The sequence below is a fragment of the Mesorhizobium qingshengii genome, assembly GCF_027563465.1.
Classification (GTDB): domain Bacteria; phylum Pseudomonadota; class Alphaproteobacteria; order Rhizobiales; family Rhizobiaceae; genus Mesorhizobium; species Mesorhizobium qingshengii_A.
Genome location: NZ_JAPFQA010000019.1, coordinates 56,265 through 78,469, shown reverse-complemented (window position 1 = coordinate 78,469; position 22,205 = coordinate 56,265). Strand labels below are relative to the sequence as shown.

Here is a 22,205-nt window from a genome sequence, read left to right as displayed (position 1 = left end):
GACAAGATCTCATGCGCTTCGGTGGCTTTGATGCCCATTTTCCGACTCTTCCGCATCACCTTAGAAGCGCTCCGCTTCGTGTGGGACGGCGCCTTGGGCCGACTCGGCCTGTCCCGATCGGTTCCGCGGGCGCCCGAGCGCTTGCGGCTCAGCCTTGAGAGGCTGGGCACAACATTCATAAAACTCGGCCAGGCGATGAGCATGCGTCGTGATGTGCTCCCCGACGCGTACATTGTGGCCCTCCAGGCTCTGCAGGATCACGTGGTGCCGTTTCCGACGAAGGACGCAATCGAGGAGATCGAACGCGGCCTGGGTCGTCCCGTCGGCGAGTTGTTTGCCGAATTCGATGCCACTCCACTCGCCGCGGCGTCCATCGCGCAAGTCCATACGGCACGGCTCCATGACGGACGGGACGTCATCATCAAGGTTCGTCGTGCCGGCATCAAGCAGCAGATCGACCGCGACATGCGCGCCCTCACGTGGTTGACGCGCATCGCCCTCATGCTCTCGCCACGACTACGGCACTATCAACCTCTGCGCATCGTTGACGAGATCTGGAGCAACCTCTCCAAGGAGATCGATTTCCGCCGGGAAGCGCAAAACATCAAACGGTTCGCGGTGGCCTTCGCGGAGTGGCCGACTCTGCTCGTGCCTGACGTTGTCGATGATCTCGTTTGCGAGACCGCTATCGTCCAGGAGCGGAGCGGTGGCCTGCGGATCGATGACCCGGCGGTGAAATCCATTGGTCCGCGGCTCGCGCAGAATTTCGTGGACGCGTACCTGCACCAGATATTCGTTCTTGGCGTGTTCCATGGTGACCCGCATCCTGGCAATCTCTTCATCACTCAGGACAAACGGATTTGCTTTCACGACTTCGGCCTGGTCGGGTTCCTTGATCGGGCGGCACGCCGCAAGCTCGCCGCGTTCACCATCGCCTTCATTCGCCAGGATGCCGACTGGCTCCTCGACGCGGCCATCGACCTTGGCGTTCTGGGCGGCGACATGAATAGAGACGAATTCCGGCGCGGACTGGCGGAGATCATTGCCGACTACGCCGCGTTGCCGCTCAAGGACTGGTCTCTCGCTGAAGCGTTCCTGCGGGTGACCCGCCTCGGACGCGCTCAGAACATATTCGTCCCTCTCGACCTGCTCATCCTGATGCGCGCCATGTTCCTCGCCGAACACACCGTGCGCATTCTCGACCCCGATTTCCAGTTGCTGGAAAACCTGCAGTCCAAAGGCCCTGAGGCGCTCAAAGGTGCGATGGAGCAATCAGACTGGACGGGCGCGCTCGACCGGCTGAAACTCGACGCCATCACGGCGGCACACGACCTGCCGACGGTGATCAGGTCATGGACCCGGCAACTGGTGCAGGAAGGCGACGGTCTGGGCCTGAGCTTGCACGTGCGCGAGTTGAGGGGATTGAACGAGCATATCGACCGCGGCAGCAACCGGCTCGCGCTCGGCCTTGTCACGCTGGGCCTCTATATTGCCGGCTCACTGCTCATGCAGCACAGCGTAGGGCCGCGTATTTTCGGCGACATGCCTGCCCTGGCGGCCTTCGCTTATGTCCTCGCGCTCTGGTTCACCTTTCGACTTGTCCGCGGCATTGCCAGGTCCGGCAAGCTGTGAAGAAGACGAATTAATCTCTGCTGAAGCTGGCGCACATCGATCGCGTCTTGACGGGTGCCTTCCACGCCGCCGCCTTGGCCGCCGTCGAACGGCCCATGACCACGGCGGTCGGTTCACTGCGTCCCGCGACCATCCTGGTGATCGGCTTCGGTGTTGCTGGGCTGCAAGAGCTCGCAACCGCGCAACGGCTGGCCGCCGTCGTCGAAGGCTACGACGTACGCCCGGAAACCAAGGAAGAGGCGGCATCCCTCGGTGCGAAGTTCGTCGACATCGGAGTCGACGCCCGGGGCCAAGGCGGCTATGCGCGCGAGTTCACGGCGGCGGAGAAGGACAAGGTAGACAAGACCCTGACGAAGCCACGGCGTCCGGCGGATCAAGGGAGCGGCCGATGAAACCGCGCCTTGAATCGGCTAGTGGCGTGCGGATCTTACTTCAAGGCGCGATCCCAATATTGGTCCAGCGAGCGCTGCCATTCGCCACTGGCGGTCGTTGCAAAGTTTCTGCGGTCCACTGGTGGTGCCTTGTCCATGGTCTTCGGCGGGACATCGAGCACATAGAGTTCATGATCCTCGGTGGCGCGGAGATCGTTCCACCGCACAGCCACCAGCTTGCCGCCGAAGCCGAGAAAGCCGCCGCGGGACACCAGGACATAGAGAATGTCGCGCTTTTGCGGATTGAGTACGAAGTCTGCAATCTCGCCGAGCCGTTCGTCCTTTAGGTTCCGGACCTCGGAACCGATCAGGACGTCGGCCCGCATGAGATGATCCATCTTCGCGACGGGTTCAGCTCTTGCCAGGTGAGCGCGCCGCCAGGCCGTGCGCACATTCGGATCGTCGCTCTCCGCCCCAATCAGCTTCTGGTGCTCGTCATAGACTGCGCGCATCGCAGCGAGTTCGCGCTGGCACGACGGCTCGTCGCCGTCGAAAGCGTAGACGTACGCGGCGTCGCGCAATGCTTGCATCTTTTTGCGCGGCGTGGCCTCGACCCCGTACAAATAGAAGTCGGAGTAACCGGGTGGCACGGGGACGCCGTAGCCTCTGGGTGGCAGCGCGCCGAAGCCAACGCGCCACAGCTGTTCCTCGAACGCCTGCAGATCGCCCAGGCACTTCTGCGCGATCTGCTCCTTGGGCGGCTGCGCCCCGGGGAGACCTTCCACGTCGGCCGCGGAGGCAGCTGCCGCCGCCACCAGACCTATCCCCACCCCCACCGCCGCGGCAAGAAAAATGGACAAGCGCATGACAGTGCTCCCGTTATTTAGATTTGTGCTTCATGACCGAACGCGACCCCACCACTCGCCCCCCAAGCCAACGCGCGATCCGCGTCCGCTACTTCGCCATCTGCTTCGGGCCCTGTATCTGCCGTGGGCCCTGTTCTTCGGCGAGGAACCCAGCCCGCCAAGCCGAGGACGAGAACGCCGATGATCACGGCATTCCACATCAAGTCCGCGGACGTGCTTGATCCCAGCACCCAGGCGACACCAGCAGCCAGGCGCCCAGCGCAACGTTGAGCCATTCCTCCCATGACTTGAACGCGAAGAGCGCAACGGCGGCCAAGATCACAACGGCGACTCCAACGATGTGCTGATTCCACTTCCTCACTTCCGTTACGCGTCACGCCGCCAAGATTCGCAGGGGCTCACCATAACATGCGCGATCGCCCACGGAGAGAGGATCACCCGGAGACCGAGCACAAGGTCCACCCAGTCCTGCAAATGCTCTTTCTTCATGACGATCTCCTATCTGCCGCAAGGGTCGCGGCCATCCATCGCACACTTGGCAACGCCTAGGCCCCGCGTGTCTTTGACGAAGATCAAAGATCAGGATCCGGATATCCGCGCGATGCAGAAAGCGGTCCCATTCGCCTTATGACTGCGCGACCGGGTCATACTCCTCAGCGGGCAGATTGAAGGTCCAGGCAACGGCCTTGGCGCGCCGTGGCCATCGTCGGCGGAACGGGTAGCCAGAACTCGCGGACACTGCCGTCCGGCTCGGGCGTATGGTTCATCACCCGCACAGCCAGGATCGGATCGCCCAGGCGTCGCGCGAGACGGTGGAGTTGGCCGCAGTCGTCGCGCTGGATCTCGGCGGCGCCGGCTTCCACCAGATAGCTCCCCAGCCCATGGCGCTCGATCAGCACCCAGCGCCGATCCGGATTCATTTTGCGGTCGATGCGCCGACGCGTGATCGGCCGGTCCCGGTCGAGCACTTCGGGTGAAACCAGCCGAAGTGCCAGGCAAAGATGCGCGTGCCATCCACTCAGGCGAGCGCTATCCCCTCCTCGGCGTGCGGCCTGCCCCTCGGCGTCGAGCGCCACCGTTGTTGCCTGCCGTACTGCCACCGCAATCGCCGCGAAGGGGTAGAGCCGATCGACATGAACGGCCAGCTCGGCGAAGAGCGCCGCTGCGCCGCTGGCGTCGGCGCGGACGGCCGCCACAGCGCGCCGCGTCCTCGATCCCGTCCAGATACGGCGGTATCCCGCGAATGGCCTCTGGATGCGGATTCGGCGACATGTCGCCTGCGATCCAGCCAAAGCCGCCCCAATTAGTGACTCGTCGGGTGAAGGCTTCCCGAGAGACAGTGCGATAGGCCGCCAGCAACAACTCGTGCGGTCGCGGGCCAACAACGGCGGTTCGCGAGTATGGAATCCACGCCTCCCACCGCGCACGCTTGAGCTGGTGCACGACGGATGGAGATGGCGAAAGCTCGCGGAGGGAGCCTGGCAGGTGCGCGTAGGTGCGCCGCATGCGCAAGCCAAGGGACACGCCCGGCAGCGTGCCGACCGATGCCGCCAGGGCGAGGGCAGCGCCGCACTTGTGTCGGTCAATTGCCGCATGGCGGGTAGGAACCGGAAAAGCTACGTCGGGAAGTTTTCCGACGTGCGCGACAGCATCCCCTGGACATTGATTGAGATCAAAGCTGGCCGACGCTTGGCTCTTTAGACTGCAGATAGTTCCAGTTATCTTAGGTCGGAGCGAGCGCTCTAGCCGCGCAGAACCGGAAGTTCCCGACCTCAAAATGCAAAGAAGAATCGTCATGGTCGACCAACATGCCTCCCACGCCACAGCTCCAACCTCTGTCGGACAACCAGCGATCGACGCGGGTCTGCGCGCGTATATGCTGGGCGTTTACAACTACATGGCCGGCGGACTTCTTCTGACCGGAGTTGTCGCCTACGGAGCGGCTGCGAGTGGCTTGTATCAAGCTATCGCTGGCACGGCCTTTATTTGGATAGTGCTGCTGGCCCCCTTGGCTCTCGTTATGCTTTTGAGCTTCCGCATCGAGCGCATGAGCCTGGGTACGGCACAACTGACCTTCTGGGCCTATGCGGGGCTCGTGGGTCTGTCGCTCTCCGGCATCTTTCTCATCTATACTGGCGCAAGCATCACGCGGGTATTCTTCATCGCCGCCGCAACCTTTGGCGCTATGAGTCTTTACGGCTACACGACTCGGAGCGACCTCTCCCGCTTCGGCTCTTTCCTGTTTATGGGACTGATCGGCATAGTCATCGCTAGCCTCGTCAACATCTTCCTCGCCTCTTCGGCGCTGCAGTTCGCGATCTCGATTATCGGTGTCCTCGTCTTCGTCGGCCTCACTGCTTGGGACACGCAACGGATCAAGGAGATCTACATCGAGGGCGAGGATGCGGCGGTCGCCGGGAAAAAAGCAATCATGGGCGCGCTGGCGCTGTACCTCGACTTCCTCAACCTGTTCCTTCTGATGATGCAGCTCTTCGGTGATCGACGCCGCTAGGACTCAAGGGCTGACGCCGCCTGCGGCAGCGTAGAGCCGTCAGTCGAGCTGGCCCCGAACGATAATGTGACGAGGCGATTGAAGTGGTCCGCGCCAAGACCGAGCGAGCAAGCAAGCGTCCGCAGGTCGACTGCAGAGACGAACGTGCCCTGACTCGAAGCGCCTCTGTGACAGTCGCTGCAAAGGAGTGACGTGATGACTTGGCTTGTAAATAATTGGATTTGGATCGTGTTCGCCTTTGGTATGTTCGCCATGCACTTTTTCGGGCATCGGCACGGACATGGGTCCGCTCATGGCAACGGTCACGATCCTGACCCCGCGGTTCCGGCAGATCGATTGAGCAGACAGACAGAGGGCGAGGTTTCCGGGGCCTTGGGGCCGGCCGCCCTTCCTCACGCCTCACTGGCCGACGACGCTAACGTGGCCCGTCGCAGCTCTGTTGTTCCTCAAATCGCGCCCGATCACGAAACTGCGTCCGGCGATGTTTCGGCACCGATGGCAGAACACGCTGCACATGATGGTGAGGCGCGGCCGACCGGAGATCGGCGGCATCGCCACCATTGTTGAATTATTAGCGAGGCCGGCACCGTGGCGGGCATCGCCAACGAGAACAACCTTTGCCTGATGGGCAGCGCAGCAAATGCCCGGGCGTAGACCTCGCTAATACCTGTTTGATCAGGGCAAGCCGGCGTGGCGCGGCTCGCCGAACAGATCGGCGCGATAGCCCCGTAGCGACGTCGCGTGCCCGGCCAACTATTTTCCGCCGCAACGCGATCTTGACCTGTCGCGGCCACCTCGATTTCGTTTTCCAGTTGATCGCGTGGGCGCGCAAAGGAGATCTGGACGACAGGTTGAGTCCTCGGCCACGGAATCCATGCTGATTTGGCTTCATTTCTGGGTCCAAATATCACGGCTTGACCCGATCAGACCGTTATAATTGTATCCGGTTTACCGGAACTAGCTCTGACATGGACGTGGATTTTGTCCGAAGCCTTGTATTTCGAAATCGGCAGTTTCTGGACACTGTTCTACCTTCTTTTCGAATGGTCGATCCGGGTGATCATGTTGGTGATCGTACCATTTCGTCGGTCACCCGATGCCGCAAAGGGCTGGCTGCTTTTGGTTTTCTTTTTGCCGGTTCCAGCCCTTGTGCTCTACATCCTCATTGGCAGACCGAGCTATCCAAGATGGCGTCGCATGCGCTTCGCCCGATTGCACACAATCCTTGAGCGCGCGACCCACCAGATATCCCGTCTAGAAGCTTGTCGCCCACCTATACTCCCGAGCAATCTGGTTCAGGCTGCCACCCTGATCAAGAACCTCGGTCAATTTCCCACGCTGGCCGGCAACAATGCGGAACTTCTCAGCGACTACAACGGTCTCATCGACAGACTCATTGCGGATATCGACGCTGCCCAGGATCATGTTCACCTGGTCGTCTACATTTTTGCAGACGATAATACCGGCAGGAGAGTGATCAAAGCCCTTGTTGGCGCGGTACGGCGAGGCGTCACGTGCCGAGTTCTCATCGATGCTCTCGGTTCGCGGCAGTGGGCGCGACGGGTTCTTGAGGCTCTCACTGCCGGGGGCGTAACCGCTCACTTGGCGCTGCCAGTCGGACTGTTACGTCGTAGAACCGCGCGAGCCGATTTGCGCAACCACAGGAAGATTTTCGTGATTGACAGCCGGATTGGCTACGCCGGCTCCCAGAATATTGTCGATGCCAATGTGACTAACGAGGAGCTCGTCGCGCGCGTAACTGGTCCGGTCGTCCTCGAGCTGCAAGCAGTCTTCGCCGCAGATTGGTTCTTGGAAACCGAACAGGTTCTCAATATCGCGGATCTCTTCCCCCACCACCATCCTGGCTCAGGCATGGTCGCGCAAGTCCTGCCCAGTGGACCCGATTATCCAACCGCTGGGGTGGAAAACCTTATGGTCGGCCTTATCCACGGCGCCCGGGAGCGGGTGGTCATTACAACCCCATATTTTATCCCGGATGAGGCTCTGCTGCGGGCGCTCCAGACTGCCGTGTTACGCGGCGTCGACGTCCATCTGGTGGTATCACGCCGGGTGGATCAGGTCCTCGTTGGTTTTGCGCAGCGCTCCTACTATGAGGAACTGCTTGAAGCCGGCATTCGACTTCACCTTTATCGAAGCCGCTTGCTGCATGCGAAACACTTCAGCATTGATGGCGAAATCATGCTGATCGGGTCGAGCAACGTCGATATTCGCTCGTTCCTGCTGAATGCCGAGGTCAGTCTTATCTTTTATGACAAAGACGTGACCGCTCGGCTTCGCTTGGAGCAGGAACGCACCTTTGCGAGCAGCGACTTGCTGACGCTTCCCCTGTGGCGGGACCGTTTCGTCGGCATAAAAGTGTGCGAGAATTTAGCGCGTTTGATGAGCCCGCTCTTGTGAGCTGAATTTGTGTGGGCTGAATTTTGTGCGGCGTAACGAACTGGCCCTTGGCGTTCATGACCGCCAAAATAGTCTGCCGAGCCCTAATGAACTCTTCGGCGGCAATCCAATTGGCCTTGCGCCGACACGATTAAAATGTTGCCACAGCCGTGCATGGATTTGCCGTCAGCGAGGTCCGGTTAGTCAGTGTCGATCGCGACGGAAAGGGGTGCATCTCTCTGCCGACGCCGATCGATCCAGAAAATCATGGCGACGAGGTAAAACGACATCAAAGCACCACCGAAGCAGAACACCGATATGTAGGCGAAACGGAAAAACAGGTACGTGATGGCGGCGACAATCGCTACGAGCACTCCAAAGACCCTGACCTCACCCCTGGTCGAAAGAAGAAGCGGCAGGATGATGAGCGTGAGATAGATGGCATAGGTGAGTTCACGAGCGAACAAGAAATCAAAAAGTTCGACCCCATCATACACGATCGCTGAATCGAGGAGCTGTACGCTGAGCCAGTTGCTATGAACGAAATAGGGAAGATACTGGCCGGCACCGAGGATTGCGCCGGCGATCGCGAAGAGAAGATAGAGCGACTTTCGGCGCGCCGGCTCAAGAAAATAGATCGAGAATGGGACCCATATCGGCCAAGCCAGCCACGAGAAGAACATGTAGCCAATAGCGAAGCGCTTAACGAGATCGAGATCGCCACTTGCGCCGCTGGTCCAGACGAACCCCTCCAAGAGCTGTTGCAGGCCGAACAGCAAAGGCAGCGCACAGACCGGTGCGTAGCGGCGGTCGGTACGATAGGCTCTCTGGACGCTGAGTGCACCTGACGGAATGAGTAGCGCCGCCGCCGTAAAGCTCGCCTCGGCCGAGAAGCACATAAAACCTCACTGCGTCGATTCTTTCTGCAGAGGCGGCGGATGCCGTTGCCGCGAGACTAGATTGACGATGCAAGAACTGTCCATAGCTAATCATTGACGTCGCACGTGCGGATCGTGGCGACTAAAGTTGCGACGCCGAACGCGCCGCGGCCCAGAGGCCCGGTGCGTTCCTGGCACTCTGCTGCGGCTGGTTCGGAGCCGTATTGATTTGCCTCAAAGGAGGTCGGCGGCATCTACGCTACGATGCCGCAAATTGGTGCTCGGGCGCCTGTTCAATTGAACTGAGCTAGGGATGAGGCAGATGAAAGCAAAGGATGTAATGACTGCAAAGGTTGTTACCGTGTCGCCCGACCACAGCGTAAGACACGCAGCACGGATCATGCTGGATCATCGCATCAGTGGCATGCCTGTCGTCGATGACAACGGCCGTCTGGCTGGAATTGTGAGCGAAGGTGATTTCCTGCGCAGGTCGGAGCTCGGTGCCTCAGCGTTTCCGGCAGGTGGGGCGCGCGGCTATGTGAAGGGCCACAGCTGGAAAGTGGCGGATCTGATGACCTCGGATGTCATCGTGGCCGATGAGGAAACTCCGATAGAGCGAATTGCTGCGCTGATGCAGGAGCACGGAATCAAGCGCATACCGGTCATGAGGGGACAGCGTCTGGTCGGCGTTGTCAGCCGCGCCGATCTTCTGCGCGTCGTCGTTGCGGCAAAATTAGACGACGACACGGCGGCAGGTGACGATGCGATCCGGCGCAGCATTCTTACACGGTTGCAAGAGGACGCAGGCGTCAACGGAGACGCAATAACGCTCACGGTCACCGATGGCCTGGTCTATTTTTCGGGAGCGGTCTCATCGCAGAGTGAACGGGATGCTGTCCGCGTGGTTGCCGAGGGCGTCAGGGGCGTCAAAGGTGTGTTCGACCACCTGTACCTGGCGCATCCGTGAAAAACGGCCGGGGTAAATACATTGGTGCAATCGCAACCTTCGCACGCCAACCACCTGATGAACACGTCTGCCACGCAAGACGATCTTGCGACGCTGCAGCGGGAGACATTCGACTACTTCATCCATGAGGCGAACCCTGCCAACGGTCTCATTCTGGACAAGACCGAAGCAAATTGGCCCGCAAGCATCGCGGCCACCGGCCTGGCGCTGGCTTGCTATCCAGTGGGGGTCGAGCGCGGATTCATGACGCGAAGCGCGGCTGTGGAACGCACTTTGGCAACGCTGCGCTTCTTCTGGAACAGTCCGCAGGGGCCGGAGCCGGACGCTACGGGATATCGCGGCTTCTACTATCACTTCCTGGACATGCAAACTGGCCGGCGGGCCTGGCAATGCGAGCTTTCTACCATCGACAGTACATTCCTGCTGGCGGGCGCGCTGGCTGCAGGGCAGTATTTCGATGCCGACACCGCGGCCGAAGCCGAGATCCGGACCTTGGCGGAAACGCTCTATCACCGAGCCGATTGGCGCTGGGCGCAGGACGGGGGAGAGACCGTCACCCATGGTTGGACACCAGAGCACGGATTCCTGAAGTATCGCTGGGAAGGCTATGACGAAGCGCTCTTGCTCTATGTCCTGGGGCTCGGTTCGCCGACACATCCCTTACCCCGGAGCAGCTATGCGGCCTGGACCGCGACATTTCGATGGGAGCACTGTTACGGCTATGACTATCTCTATGCGGGGCCGCTGTTCATCCACCAGCTCTCGCACGTATGGATCGATTTTCGCGGCGTGCAGGATGCCTTCATGCGTAGCAAGGGAAGCGATTATTTCGAGAACAGCCGACGCGCCACCCTCGTCCAGCACCGCTACGCCATCGAGAACCCGCGAGGTTTTGATGGCTACGGCGAATATTGCTGGGGCATTACCGCAAGCGAGGGTCCTGGCCCTTCCACGCTCAAGTTGAACGGCATCGAACGCCGGTTCGAGGATTATGTGGCGCGCGGTGTCCCGTATGGCCCCGACGATGGCACGCTCGCTCCGTGGGCCGTCGTGGCATCCTTGCCGTTCGCTGCCGAAATCGTCCGGCCGGCGATCAGCTTCTGCATCCACCAGGCCAAGCTGAAAGCCGTCAAAGCCTATGGTTTCAAGGCGGCGTTCAATCCGACGCATCCGGGAACGTCCGACGACGCCTTTGGATGGTGGGTGTCGCCCTGGCATTTCGGCCTCAACGAAGGCCCCGTTGTCCTGATGATCGAGAACGAAGCCAACGGCCTCTTATGGCGGTTGATGCGCTCATGCCGGTATATCCGCAGCGGCCTGCAACGAGCGGGATTTGAAGGCGGCTGGTTGAGAGAGTTTGACCAGGAGTCGGCGCGACCTGTTTGATGGGCTTACACGGAATTAGAACGTATTCGCCAAAAAACGCCGGGGCGAACTTGCTTACTCGGTCGATGGCGACGAACATGTAGAGCTTGCCCTCCTCGGTCCAGACTTCGGCGATGTCGACATGGAAGTAGCCGATCGGGTAGGCCTTGAACTTCTTGCGCGGCTTGGCGCCTTCGATGCCTGGCAGGCGGCTGATGTCGTGGCGCTGGAACAGCCGATGCGGACTGGAACGGGTGAGATGTGGGACCGTGGCCTGGAGCGCATAGAGGCAATCGTCGAGCGGCAGCAGCGTGTGCCTGCGGAAGGCGACAACCAGCTTCCTCTTCCTTTGAGAGCACTGTCGAGCGCACATCCTTCGGACCCATCGGCGTGTCGGTGACGAAATCGCGCTTCTTCCACTTCGTCCCCGTCTTGGGGTTTATGCCGTAGCGTCCGCTCAATTCTTGGATCGAAGCTTTCGATCGCTGTATCGCAGCTCGGACCGCATGAGTGGTCGTGGCGCTCCCGTGAAGTGTCTGTCCCATAGTCTGTCCTTGTCGATGGCGGCATCAATTCTACCATCACACCGTGGGACTAAACATCTAGATCGGGCAGGCGACCGCAAGAACGAAGAATACAAATGTAGGGCCGCTCGCAGCGAAAACTCGGATATAAGCGAATGCTACACGTACCGGGTCTCCACCGAGTAATTTCGCAGAGGCTGCGGTTCAGAGCGATGCTCTCGCAGCGGGTTGAGGCAAGATCACATGGCGACTATCATCGTTTCCGCGCTTGAGATCGCCGATAATGCAGTGGAGCTCGTCGAGCGCAAAGGTCTCGGACACCCAGACACGATCTGCGACGCGCTTGCCGAGACGCTCTCACAAAACCTTTCTCGCGAATATCAAAATCGATTTGGGAGCGTCCTCCATTACAACGTCGACAAGGCGCTTCTCTGTGGCGGACGCGCAGCGCCAGCCTTCGGAGGCGGTGCTGTGCTGGCTCCTATCAAAATCTACTTGGCCGGACGAGCCGTAACGCAGGTTGGAAACGAAGCCGTCCGGATCAACGAAATCGCGGTCGAGGGATCGCGGGCGTGGCTGCGTACCAACTTGCATGCGCTTGATGCCGAGCGCGACGTGCGCATTCACGAATTGATTCAGCCAGGCTCGTACGATCTGCAGGCGGTGTTCTCGCGGCGATCCGGGTCACAAATCCATCTCGCCAACGACACGTCAATTGGTGTTGGCTATGCGCCGATGAGCCCACTTGAGCGGATGGTCCTCGCGATTGAGAAGCAGGTCAATGGAAAGATCCGTGACGGTGAGCATCCCGCGTGGGGTGAGGACGTCAAGGTCATGGGAGTGCGAAACGGGGAGACGGTAGACCTGACAGTCGCATGCGCCATTATCGGGCGTCACGTGGCGCATATCGACGACTATCTAGGCGCAAAGGCGTCCATCGAAAAGCTTGTGCGGGAGCTTGCCGCCCATCACGGCTTTGCTTCCGTCCGAGTCGCCGTCAACGCGGCAGATGATCCCCCCTCTGGCGCGCTTTATCTAACCGTTACCGGGACTTCGGCAGAGGCGGGGGACGATGGTCAGGTGGGCCGCGGCAATCGAGCAAATGGCTTGATAACGCCCTGCCGGCCTATGAGCCTCGAGGCAGCTGCCGGGAAGAATCCGGTCAGTCATGTTGGCAAGATCTACAATATCCTCGCGCGCGAGATTGCCAGAACGCTGGCGGTGACAGTACCCGAAATCGCGGCAGCATATTGCTTTATGGTCAGTCGGATTGGCGCCCCGGTGACCAACCCGGCGCTTGTACAAGTAAAGCTGGCGACCAGAGATGGCTTGCCGGCCATCCAATTGAAGGAGCGGGTTGACGACATCGTTGCCGATCATCTTTCCCGCGTGCCGCAGTTGATCGATGAGTTCGTCGCCGGCGCGATTGATGTTTTTTGACCTCGAGCAACACCGCGAGGGCGTAGTCACAGTTGCGGCGGTGCGCGATGATGGCGGCAACGGCGAGCAGGCTGAACGTCGCGCCGAACCATCGCCTCGTGCATGCCGAAGACCCAACTGGAGCCGCCAACGCGCTTGGCGGCGTGCGACAGATTTGATCCCATGTTTTGATCGGGCATCCTTGTCGTCCGAAGCAGGGGATGCCCTACGGGCCAAGTTCTTCATGGGCGCCACGACGACAAAGGCGATCCGTCGAGCTAGTCAAGAGAGCCTGAGGGCGCTGGCAAAGTGCTACGGGATCAATCAGAAGACCGCTGAGAGGATGATCGGCGTCCCCGTCGATGTCGGCAGGCAAGCCTACTGCCCCTTAGACTTTCCGCTCACCATGCCGCCATGGCCCTCCATCATCATCTGGGAGCCGCTGGACGCCTTGTCAGATTCCATGTGCTCCTTGATGTCGGCTGGAATGTCAGCCTGCGAAAATGTTTTCTGCACATCCGCATTGTGGACGAATGCGATGATGTCAGCGAGGTCCTGACCCGTGAACTCGATTTGCTGGCCGAGCTGCTCGTTCTGCATCGCGATCATCGTTTCGGCACCGAGCCACATCTTGGCGAAGAAGTCGAATGGGCTCATGATGGGATCCATGGTTTTCTCGTCGAGCGCCACGGCGTCCGTTCCGCCAACTCCATTGATCGAGTGGCACACCACGCATCCCTTGCCGGCAAAAAGCTTCTTGCCACGTTCGGCATTCATGCTTGGCAACACAAGCCCGGGCGCGATCGCAGATTTCGCTGACTCCCCGGCAGTGGCCGGTGCAACAAGAAGCCCGCCAACGGTGGCAACTGTACCAAGGGCCGCCAGGACCATTCCTTCGATCACTTGACGCCTCATGATGCGGGGCATCCTGTTGTTGCGGCAGATTTAGCCGGCCTGCACATACGAATCGACCACCGCGATAGGTGCCATCGTATTTGTTCTGGGCGTGCGGTTCGCATTAGCCTATGCCCCGGGGGCAAACGGGCGAATTGCCGATCTGCCCGGCTTCGATCCTATCGGCAGTGTACCGTCCGAGAGTTCGCTTTGCCAGTGGGTGTAACCGAGGGCGGTAGACCTCGACTTTCTTTGCTGCGACCTGCTTTGGCGTGCAAATCCACGACGCCATCCGCTTAATCGAGGAGGTCGTCCAACGTGCCGCTGATAGCCAGACGGGCTTGTTTCATTGCCTGGGGTGCTCCGTCGTCGCGCCAAACGGGCGGACTCCCTTATGTGTGGCCATTCGCCGATGGAGCGCCGTCCGCAGGAGGTCTCCATCGAAGACATCGATAGGGGTCGAGCACTCCTTCCGGCCGCTGTCGGCCAACCCTGGAATCTTACGGAGCAGCTCGTTCAAGGAGCAGGTTTTGATCTGGCTCAAAGAAGGCGAAGTCGATCGCGATACGATGCCATTTATACCCGCTGTTTCTACCCGGCGGCGCTGCTGATCAAAGCAAACTTCAACAAATTATGGGAACAGGAAATATGAAAGAAAATAACGTAGAGACGTCGGGTCTCATCGGGGGCGACGAAACTCCACTGGTTAGAGGGCCTCTGATGCGAGGCATGCCTGCTTTGACGATGCTGGCTGCGGCCTTGATCATTTCGGGGTGCCAACAGTTGCCCGCTGGACATTGGGCCGGCACGCCATGCGGACCAAAGCCGAGCGACGCCAGAAACTGCTACGGGTCTGCTGCTCTTCCGCCCTCACACGGGCACTAGCTCATTAACGATTTGGCTCGGCGCGCCGCAACGGGTGAAGGCGGAAAGTCTCGACCGGCCTCAAGCGCGACGAGGAAGCTTGAGTTGACCGAGTTCGCCAAGGTAGTGCCCGGCGCTGATCTCCAGGGGTGTGTCTTGCGTTCGGGTACCGGCCATGGCATCTGGCAAGGCCAAACGTCGATACATGTTCGTTGCTCGTATTTGCGTTGAGTCAAAGCAATCACCTGGCTCAAGCTTACGACATTACAAACTGCTTTCCCGAAGCTGGACCAAAGCAGTTTCGGCAGACTGTCCGGCACGTGCGTCCAAATGGATCAAAAATGCGTATTGCTCCGATCATAACTGTCGCAGTCCTCGCCGTCGCTGCCGCCGGTGGTGCTTACGCATACTGGCTGAAGGAACAGGCAGCCCGTGTTCCGGTGGGATTGGCACGGGCCAATGGTCGCATCGAAGTCGAGCGGGTCGACATCGCAACCAAATATGCCGGTCGCCTCGCTGAGGTGGGCGTCAACGAGGGCGCTAATGTCGAAAAGGATAGTATCCTTGCGCGTATAGACACGACAGAAATACTTGCGCAGCGCGCCGGGGCGAGAGCTGCCGTCCACCGCAGCCACCAGGGTGTAGCAACTGCCGAGGCCAATGTTGCGCTGCGCGAGGCGGAGTTGAAGCTGGCCGAAGTCGAGCTTAAACGCATCGTTGAGCTCGCGCGCACCAGTACGTCCACACAAGCGGAACTGGACCGCCGAACGGCGCAGAGAGACATCTCAAAGGCCTCTCTGGACATCGCCAAAGTGGCCGTCGAAGACGCCAAGACGGCGGTGGAGGCTGCCGAGGCTCAGATCACCCAGATTGAAGCGGTGATTGCTGATATGACGCTGAAAGCTCCAGTGTCGGGCCGCGTCGAATATCGTCTCGCTCAGGCTGGGGAGGTTGTTGCGGCGGGCGGGCGGGTGCTCACGCTTCTCGACCTTTCAGACGTCAATATGACCATCTTCCTGCCCACCAGCCAGGTCGGACGTGTCGAACTCGGATCGGAGGCGCGGATCGTGCTCGATGGATCGTCGGAATATGTCGTTCCGGCGACAATTTCCTTCGTTGCAGCCGACGCACAGTTTACCCCGAAATACGTCGAGACCGCCGATGAACGCGAGAAGCTGATGTATCGGATCAAGCTGCATATCGATCCGCGGATACTCGAAAAGCACAGCGGCTATGTGAAAGCAGGCATGACCGGCAACGCTTACGTCAAAGTGCAGGCCGGAGCAGCCTGGCCGGCCAATCTGACGCCGAGGCTGCCGGATGACCGCTGACGAGGGACCCGCCATTCGAGTTGATGCGATCCATCACCGCTATGGCAAAACAAATGCGCTCGACGGCGTCAGCCTTTCGATCGCACGTGGAATGACAGCGGCCTTCATCGGCCCCGATGGCGTCGGCAAGTCCACCCTGCTCGGCCTGATTGCCGGCGTCAAACGCATCCAATCCGGGACCGTGACGGCTCTTGGCGGCAACATGGCGTTGCGTTCTCACCGTGATATGGTTTCGCCACGCATCGCCTATATGCCGCAGGGTCTCGGCCGCAACCTCTACCCGACACTCTCCGTCGTCGAGAACATCGATTTTTTCGGCCGTTTGTATGGGCAGCGTGAAAGCGAACGCCGTCGGCGCATCGCACGCCTGCTTGCTGCCACCGGCCTCGATCCTTTTCCGGATCGTCCGGCCGGCAAGTTGTCCGGCGGAATGAAGCAGAAGCTTGGACTCTGCTGCGCCTTGATTCATGATCCCGACCTATTGATCCTCGATGAACCGACGACCGGTGTCGATCCTCTGTCGCGGCGCCAATTTTGGGACCTGATCGGACGTATCCGCCTCGAACGTCCCGGCCTGACGGTACTGGTTGCGACCGCCTACATGGAAGAGGCTGAGCGCTTCGACAACATCGTCGCCATGGATGAGGGCAGGGTCATCGCCGCGGGTGACACGGCCCAGATCCTTGCCCAAACCAAGGCAAGCACGCTGGAGGAAGCCTACATCGCTCTGCAGCGCCCTGAACGTCGTGGCGATCGCACGCAACTCGCTATTCCAGAACTGCAACCTAGCGACGGTCCTCCCGCGATCGCCGCGGATAACCTGACCATGCGCTTCGGCGATTTCACGGCAGTGGATCACGTCAGCTTCCGAATCCAGCGCGGAGAGATCTTCGGATTTCTGGGATCAAATGGTTGCGGCAAGACGACGACGATGAAGATGCTCACGGGCCTTCTGCCGGCAAGCGAAGGGCGAGCCGAGCTGTTGGGAAAGCCGGTCGATGCCCGCGACATCACGACAAGAATGCGCATCGGCTACATGTCGCAATCCTTCTCGCTCTATGAGGAGATTTCCGTCAGGGCAAACCTGGAGCTTCATGGACGCCTCTTTCGGACTCCGGCGGGCGAACTTGAGGCACGCGTCGCCTCGGCATTGGCCCGATTCGACCTCGACGCCGTTGCGAACGCGTTGCCTACTGAGCTGCCGCTCGGGATTCGCCAGCGGCTCCAGCTCGCCGCCGCATGCCTGCATCAGCCGGAAATATTGATCCTCGACGAACCCACTTCAGGTGTCGATCCGGCGGCACGTGACCGGTTCTGGCGTCTCCTCGTCGAGATGTCGCGCCGCGATGGAGTGACGATCTTCATATCGACGCATTTCATGAACGAGGCCGAGCGCTGCGATCGCGTTTCGTTGATGCATGCCGGCCGTGTTCTTTCGATCGGCAGCCCTGAGGAGCTTCGCCTTGCGCGCGGGGCCGATAATCTCGAAAACGCCTTTGTGGCCTATCTCGAGGAGGCATCGGCACAGTCGGTCGCACCGAAGGATCTACCTGCATCATCCGCTGGCGTTAAGCCTACTGATGCGTCTGGTCTGTCCGGGTCAGAGACGAGATCCCTGTCAGATCTCCCGTACAGATCGGCGGCGGCACCTCTGCGCCGAATCTGGGCCTTTGCCCGGCGAGAGGCGGTGGAACTCCTGAGAGATCGCGTCCGGCTTGCCTTCGCGCTGCTCGGGCCTCTTTTGCTGCTGGCGACGTTTGGTTACGGCATCTCGTTTGACATCGAAAATCTTCGTTACGCGGTGATCGATCGGGATCAGTCTCTTGAGAGCCGCTTGTTCCTGGAGCAATTCTCGCATTCCCGCTATTTTGTCGAACAGTCACCACTGAGAGACGAGTTCGAGATCGACAATCGCTTGCGATCGGGCGAGTTGCGGTTCGCTGTCGATATTCCGCCCGGCTTTGGTCGCGACCTTCTGCAGGATCGGCAGCCGCAGGTGAGCTTCTGGCTTGACGGAGGCAGTACGTTTCCAGCGGAGACGGCGCGCGCTTATATCCAGGGTGCGGTTCTGACCTACGCGGCGGAGCGCCATCTTCAGTTGCAGGGCCAAGATCCGCAGATGCTGCCGGTCAATGTGGAGCCGCGGTTTCGATATAATCAGGATTTCCGCAGCGTATTCGCAATCACGCCGGGGTCGATAATGCTTCTGCTGGTCGTGTTTCCAGCGATGCTGACGGCACTCGCCGTCGTGCGGGAAAAGGAGATGGGCTCGATCACGAACGTCTACGCCTCTCCCGCGACGGTCAGCGAATACCTCATCGGCAAGCAGCTGCCCTATGTTGCCACCGGTTTTATCAGTTTTGTGAGCCTTGTGGTGATGGCCGCCGCCGTGCTCGGTGTCGTCCCAAAGGGGTCCGTGCTTGCCCTGTCAATTGCGGCCTTGGGTTACGTGTTTGCGGCAACCGCCTTCGGCCTTTTGGTGTCGGCGTTCGTTTCGACACAGGTCGCGGCGATTTTTGCAACTGCGATCCTGACCGCAATGACTGCGGCACACTATTCCGGGTTCCTTTTCCCGGCCTCCACACTTGAAGGCCCGGCTCGTCTGATGGGGCTTTCATTTCCCGCACTTTGGTTCCAAACCGTCAGCCTCGGCGTCTTTGCCAAAGGGCTCGAGGCGAACGCGTTTATTCCCGAGATCGCTGTATTGCTCGGCTTTGGCATCCTGTTTCTCCTGCTGGCCCGCCTGTCGGTCCGCAAGCAAGGCGTCTAGCCATGCGATATTGGGTTCGCAACGTTTTTCATCTCGGGGTCAAGGAGCTCGCCAGCCTCGCGCGCGACGTGGTCATGGCCGTACTGATTGTCTACGTTTTCACGGTCGCCGTTTACTCCGAGGCGACCGCCATGAAGACCGACGTAAGCAATGCTGGCGTGGCCGTCGTCGATGCCGACCACTCGGCCTTGTCGTCTCGCATCAAGGACGCCCTGCAACCACCTTATTTTCGCGCACCCCGCGAAATCGATCGCTCGGAGCTCGATGCACTCCTGGACAAGGGACTGTATACGTTCGTCCTGGATATTCCGCCGCGTTTCGAAGCCGATCTTTTGGCGAACCGCGGCCCATCAATACAAATCAATGTCGATGCTACGGCAGTGGCACAAGCTGCCGTCGGAACGGCCTACATCCAGCAAATCATCGCCCGCGAGACAGCAAACTTTCTGCACCAGCACGGTGCCAGCCAGGCCGTACCGATCGAGCCGGTCATCCGCGCCTTGTTCAATCAGAACCTTGAGGCGATCCGCTTTTCCGCGAGTATGGGTATCATCAACAATGTCACGATCCTCGCAGTCATCCTCGCCGGCGCGGCTGTGATGCGCGAACGCGAGCGCGGCACCATCGAGCATTTGTTGGTGATGCCTGTGCTGCCGAACGAAATTCTTGCGGCAAAGATCTGGGCGAATGGTCTGATCGTCCTGCTGGCGGCAGGGCTTTCGCTCCACCTCGTGGTGCAGTTCGCGCTGCAAGTGCCAATCGTGGGATCGGTGGAATTCTTCCTTGCCGGGGCCGCCGTTTATCTCTTCGCAGTGACATCGCTCGGCATCTTGCTGGCGACTATCGCGAACTCGATGCCGCAATTTGCGCTGCTAGCGATCCCGGTCTTCATCGTGATGTTCCTGCTATCAGGCTCGTTCACGCCATTCGAGAGCATGCCGGTGTTGCTGCAAGACATCATGTACGCGTCGCCGTCGACGCACTTTGTCAGATTCGCGCAATCGGTCCTCTATCGTGGCGCCGGAATTGACCTCGTCTGGAAGGACCTGGCAGCAATGGCAGCGCTGGGCGCCGCGTTTGTTGCCGTTGCTTTGTCGCGCTTCAGGACAATGCTCGCACGGCAGTCGTAGCCGATGTTCCTGCCTAGCCTAACTGAACTGGTGCTGCCGTTCTGGTGTTCTGTGGTTGTGATGAAGCCCACTTCGCCGACGGCACACGGCTGGAAACGCGCGCTGCTCGAGACGTTGTTCCGCGAAATGCCGTTCAATGAGCCGTTTTCGCGGACATTGCGTCGCCGAGAGCGACAGGATGCACTCTGCACCGACATACGAGTCGGTCGAACGGGTGACCGGCGACCGTTCGGACTCACTTCCGCATCTCATCTTGGCGAGCCAATAGTACCTGTCCGTCCCAATCCGAGGCCGTCACTCTTTTGGCCGGTGAAACGAGGCGTCCTCCGTCGAGAGCCGCGGCCAGCGCTTTTCGCGGCGCGTTGACGTTGGGCTGCGTCGAGGCCAGAGTGACCAGCCCGAGAGGATGAGTGAGACGCTCCTCGACGACAGACCCGATCCAAAGCGGCGCGGTCTGTCCGTTGGTAACCTCGACGTCGGCGGCCCACAGCCGGAGCACGAGACGAGAATCCAAGAATACAACGTCACCGGATTGTCGAACAAGGGTAAGGCTGGGAAAGCGACCGCCGGCGAGAAAGGGAACAACCGGAAGATTGGCCGGACTGGCCGATCCGGTGAACCAGGTCAGAGTGCTCAATGGCGCCCAAGCTGTCGATGTGTGCCAGCCCTTCCGCAGCAAGACGTCTTGCAGGCTTTGCAAGCTACCGGCCCACTGGAACGTTAGCGGCTCTTGCGTCTCGCCGGTAAGGTCGATGCGCCGGGCCGGCAGTTGCTGCCAATCCGACGCCCACCAATCAGCGGCCGCAATGGATTGCGTCGCGCTTTTGACGGCGTATCGCTGGAGATCCGTCGCGTGGCTGCGGTAGATATGGAAGCCGCCGGCGAGAATAAGCGCCGCACATCCGACGGCGAGCAGCCCACTTGGTTCAATGCGCTCGGTTTGCCGGCGCAGGTAGGATAGTCCAAGCAGCGCGAGCCACGCGGACCCGAACGCCAAGCCCCCAAGCACGTCGGACAGCCAGTGCGCACCGAGGTAGAGGCGTGAGAACGCGATCATAAATATCAGGACCGCGGCGCCGAGAGTGACCGACAAGCGCAGCGCCGGGCGAAGTTCACGCGCGATGAGGAAGGCGAGGAATCCGTAGAGCACCATGTTGATGGTGCTATGGCCGCTTGGAAAGGAAAAGGCGCTCCAGCCAGAATACAGCGACTCACCGGGCCGGGCTCGATGCAATGCCACCTTGATGGCCGTGTTGAGCGCCGATGCGCCGGCGATTGCAGCGATCCAGTAACCGGCAGTGCGCCAGGCCCGCTTCCAGGCAAGCCATAGAAAGATGATGATCGTGACCGCGACCACGACGACGGTGTCGCCGAGTTCGGTGATGGCTATCATCAACGCATCGCCGGGTGCGGTGCGAAGATCCTGGAGGGCGCGATAGATCGCGCCGTCGGCGAGCACCAAAGGGTCGCCACTGACGACATCTTCAAGGACGCCGAAGAACAGCCATGCTGCACCGATCAGCAGAACCATCGGCAATGCGAGAGCCCGCGCCTCGTGCTGCGAAGGATCAAGCAAACTGGTGAGATTGCGGCTGAGCCAGCTGTCGCGGGCGCCGGCCCAGCTCCGCAGCCGTTCCACACCAACGATGAGCAGTGGTATGCCGCGGCGCAACGTCCAGCGCACGACATGTACAACCACCCAACCTGCCACGACCAGAACGACCAGCAGGATCGCGAGCGGCTTTGCGGCTGCACCGAAGATGCCGAAGGCGGCACCGACGAGCACACCCGGCAGGATATGCGACGGCGCCCAGGCGATCGCCGACGCGACATTGACGGCATAGAACCGTCTGACCGGCATTCCCAGCATGCCGGCGAGCAGCGGAATGAAGGCGCGGACGCCCGGCGTGAAGCGTGCGAGAAAAACACTCTTGTCGCCGTGACGCGTGAAAAAGGCATCACTGCGCTCGATCAGTTCGGGGTTCCGGTTCAGTGGCCAGAGGCCAAGAATCTCGCGATGGTATTGGTGCCCGAGCCAGAATGAAAAACCATCACCGGCGATGGCGCCTGAAGTGGCTGCGATCAGCAATGGCCAGAGCAACAATACGCCGCTCGGCACCAGGGTGCTGAGCGCGAGGATCACGGCGGTGCCTGGGATGACAACGCCGATGATCGGGATCGACTCCGAAAGCGCCAGCAGAAACACCGCCAGATAGGCCACATGCGGGTGCGCCGTCAGCAATTCGACCACCGATGAGACCAGGGACGTCAGCATCCCGAGGCTT

At 60.2% G+C, this 22,205-nt stretch carries 16 protein-coding genes and 1 pseudogene; 10 read left to right on the top strand and 7 right to left on the bottom strand.

The genetic code is table 11. The features are described from left to right. Positions 1 to 30 precede the first annotated feature (30 nt). A complete protein-coding gene (locus tag OOJ09_RS27535) occupies positions 31 to 1,632 on the top strand; it encodes an ABC1 kinase family protein (RefSeq protein WP_269908211.1) in 1,602 nt (533 codons plus the stop codon). Positions 1,633 to 1,679: 47 nt separating this feature from the next. After that, positions 1,680 to 2,024 (top strand): hypothetical protein, encoded by a 345-nt coding sequence (locus tag OOJ09_RS27530; protein ID WP_420107555.1) that lies wholly within the window; start codon positions 1,680 to 1,682, stop codon positions 2,022 to 2,024. 35 nt (positions 2,025 to 2,059) lie between these two features. On the opposite strand, the gene OOJ09_RS27525 is transcribed toward OOJ09_RS27530, so the two are convergent. The 3 genes from OOJ09_RS27525 to OOJ09_RS27520 form a co-directional block, all read right to left on the bottom strand. Continuing rightward, positions 2,060 to 2,869, bottom strand: coding sequence for a PRC-barrel domain-containing protein (locus OOJ09_RS27525; RefSeq protein WP_269908209.1), 810 nt, complete (start codon positions 2,867 to 2,869; stop codon positions 2,060 to 2,062). Positions 2,870 to 3,068: 199 nt separating this feature from the next. Further along, entirely contained in the window at positions 3,069 to 3,230 is a 162-nt protein-coding gene (locus OOJ09_RS32095; protein WP_420107554.1) for an SPW repeat domain-containing protein, read from the bottom strand. 292 nt (positions 3,231 to 3,522) lie between these two features. Beyond that, complete coding sequence (locus tag OOJ09_RS27520) at positions 3,523 to 4,065, bottom strand: DUF6745 domain-containing protein (RefSeq protein ID WP_269908208.1); 543 nt, start codon at positions 4,063 to 4,065, stop codon at positions 3,523 to 3,525. 599 nt (positions 4,066 to 4,664) lie between these two features. Between OOJ09_RS27520 and OOJ09_RS27515 the strand changes: the two genes are divergently transcribed. Further along, positions 4,665 to 5,381, top strand: a complete 717-nt coding sequence (locus OOJ09_RS27515) for a Bax inhibitor-1/YccA family protein (RefSeq protein WP_269908207.1) — start codon at positions 4,665 to 4,667, stop codon at positions 5,379 to 5,381. A 981-nt stretch (positions 5,382 to 6,362) separates the two neighbouring features. Next, positions 6,363 to 7,799, top strand: coding sequence for a cardiolipin synthase (gene cls / locus OOJ09_RS27510; RefSeq protein ID WP_269908206.1), 1,437 nt, complete (start codon positions 6,363 to 6,365; stop codon positions 7,797 to 7,799). 179 nt (positions 7,800 to 7,978) lie between these two features. On the opposite strand, the gene OOJ09_RS27505 is transcribed toward cls, so the two are convergent. Continuing rightward, entirely contained in the window at positions 7,979 to 8,677 is a 699-nt protein-coding gene (locus OOJ09_RS27505) for a DUF6629 family protein (protein ID WP_269908205.1), read from the bottom strand. Positions 8,678 to 8,978: 301 nt separating this feature from the next. Here OOJ09_RS27505 and OOJ09_RS27500 point away from each other — a divergent pair, with 301 nt between their 5' ends. Together OOJ09_RS27500 and OOJ09_RS27495 are read left to right on the top strand one after the other, a co-directional pair. Further along, positions 8,979 to 9,623, top strand: a complete 645-nt coding sequence (locus OOJ09_RS27500) for a CBS domain-containing protein (protein WP_269908204.1) — start codon at positions 8,979 to 8,981, stop codon at positions 9,621 to 9,623. A 57-nt stretch (positions 9,624 to 9,680) separates the two neighbouring features. Next, positions 9,681 to 11,009, top strand: a complete 1,329-nt coding sequence (locus tag OOJ09_RS27495) for a glucoamylase family protein (protein WP_269908229.1) — start codon at positions 9,681 to 9,683, stop codon at positions 11,007 to 11,009. A 43-nt stretch (positions 11,010 to 11,052) separates the two neighbouring features. On the opposite strand, the pseudogene OOJ09_RS27490 reads toward OOJ09_RS27495, so the two are convergent. Continuing rightward, positions 11,053 to 11,533, bottom strand: a pseudogene (locus OOJ09_RS27490) (IS481 family transposase); the annotation flags it as partial. A 222-nt stretch (positions 11,534 to 11,755) separates the two neighbouring features. Here OOJ09_RS27490 and OOJ09_RS27485 point away from each other — a divergent pair. Beyond that, positions 11,756 to 12,952, top strand: coding sequence for a methionine adenosyltransferase (locus OOJ09_RS27485; RefSeq protein WP_269908203.1), 1,197 nt, complete (start codon positions 11,756 to 11,758; stop codon positions 12,950 to 12,952). Positions 12,953 to 13,309: 357 nt separating this feature from the next. Here the strand turns inward: OOJ09_RS27485 and OOJ09_RS27480 are convergent, their stop codons facing one another. Beyond that, positions 13,310 to 13,834: a c-type cytochrome gene (locus OOJ09_RS27480; RefSeq protein ID WP_269908202.1), complete on the bottom strand. Its 525-nt coding sequence runs from the start codon at positions 13,832 to 13,834 to the stop codon at positions 13,310 to 13,312. A gap of 1,196 nt (positions 13,835 to 15,030) precedes the next feature. Here OOJ09_RS27480 and OOJ09_RS27475 point away from each other — a divergent pair. From OOJ09_RS27475 to OOJ09_RS27465, 3 genes are read left to right on the top strand one after another with little or no spacing between them, the layout of a single operon-like run. After that, the gene (locus tag OOJ09_RS27475) at positions 15,031 to 16,020 is read left to right on the top strand and encodes an HlyD family secretion protein (protein ID WP_269908201.1); all 990 of its coding nucleotides are present in this window, start codon (positions 15,031 to 15,033) and stop codon (positions 16,018 to 16,020) included. After that, entirely contained in the window at positions 16,010 to 18,790 is a 2,781-nt protein-coding gene (rbbA, locus tag OOJ09_RS27470; RefSeq protein ID WP_269908200.1) for a ribosome-associated ATPase/putative transporter RbbA, read from the top strand. The genes OOJ09_RS27475 and rbbA overlap by 11 nt, the downstream gene beginning before the upstream one ends. A gap of 2 nt (positions 18,791 to 18,792) precedes the next feature. After that, complete coding sequence (locus OOJ09_RS27465) at positions 18,793 to 19,920, top strand: ABC transporter permease (RefSeq protein WP_269908199.1); 1,128 nt, start codon at positions 18,793 to 18,795, stop codon at positions 19,918 to 19,920. 235 nt (positions 19,921 to 20,155) lie between these two features. Here the strand turns inward: OOJ09_RS27465 and OOJ09_RS27460 are convergent, their stop codons facing one another. Then, entirely contained in the window at positions 20,156 to 22,195 is a 2,040-nt protein-coding gene (locus tag OOJ09_RS27460) for a bifunctional DedA family/phosphatase PAP2 family protein (RefSeq protein WP_269908198.1), read from the bottom strand. Positions 22,196 to 22,205: the final 10 nt, after the last annotated feature.

Coding starts and splice junctions, on each gene's coding strand:
- OOJ09_RS27500 (WP_269908204.1), top strand. CDS start 8,979: ATGAAAGCAAAGGATGTAATGACTGCAAAGGTTGTTACCGTGTCGCCC.
- OOJ09_RS27485 (WP_269908203.1), top strand. CDS start 11,756: ATGGCGACTATCATCGTTTCCGCGCTTGAGATCGCCGATAATGCAGTG.
- OOJ09_RS27495 (WP_269908229.1), top strand. CDS start 9,681: ATGAACACGTCTGCCACGCAAGACGATCTTGCGACGCTGCAGCGGGAG.
- OOJ09_RS27505 (WP_269908205.1), bottom strand. CDS start 8,677: ATGTGCTTCTCGGCCGAGGCGAGCTTTACGGCGGCGGCGCTACTCATT.
- OOJ09_RS27515 (WP_269908207.1), top strand. CDS start 4,665: ATGGTCGACCAACATGCCTCCCACGCCACAGCTCCAACCTCTGTCGGA.
- OOJ09_RS27525 (WP_269908209.1), bottom strand. CDS start 2,869: ATGCGCTTGTCCATTTTTCTTGCCGCGGCGGTGGGGGTGGGGATAGGT.
- OOJ09_RS27460 (WP_269908198.1), bottom strand. CDS start 22,195: ATGCTGACGTCCCTGGTCTCATCGGTGGTCGAATTGCTGACGGCGCAC.
- OOJ09_RS27475 (WP_269908201.1), top strand. CDS start 15,031: ATGCGTATTGCTCCGATCATAACTGTCGCAGTCCTCGCCGTCGCTGCC.
- rbbA (WP_269908200.1), top strand. CDS start 16,010: ATGACCGCTGACGAGGGACCCGCCATTCGAGTTGATGCGATCCATCAC.
- OOJ09_RS27465 (WP_269908199.1), top strand. CDS start 18,793: ATGCGATATTGGGTTCGCAACGTTTTTCATCTCGGGGTCAAGGAGCTC.
- OOJ09_RS27535 (WP_269908211.1), top strand. CDS start 31: ATGCCCATTTTCCGACTCTTCCGCATCACCTTAGAAGCGCTCCGCTTC.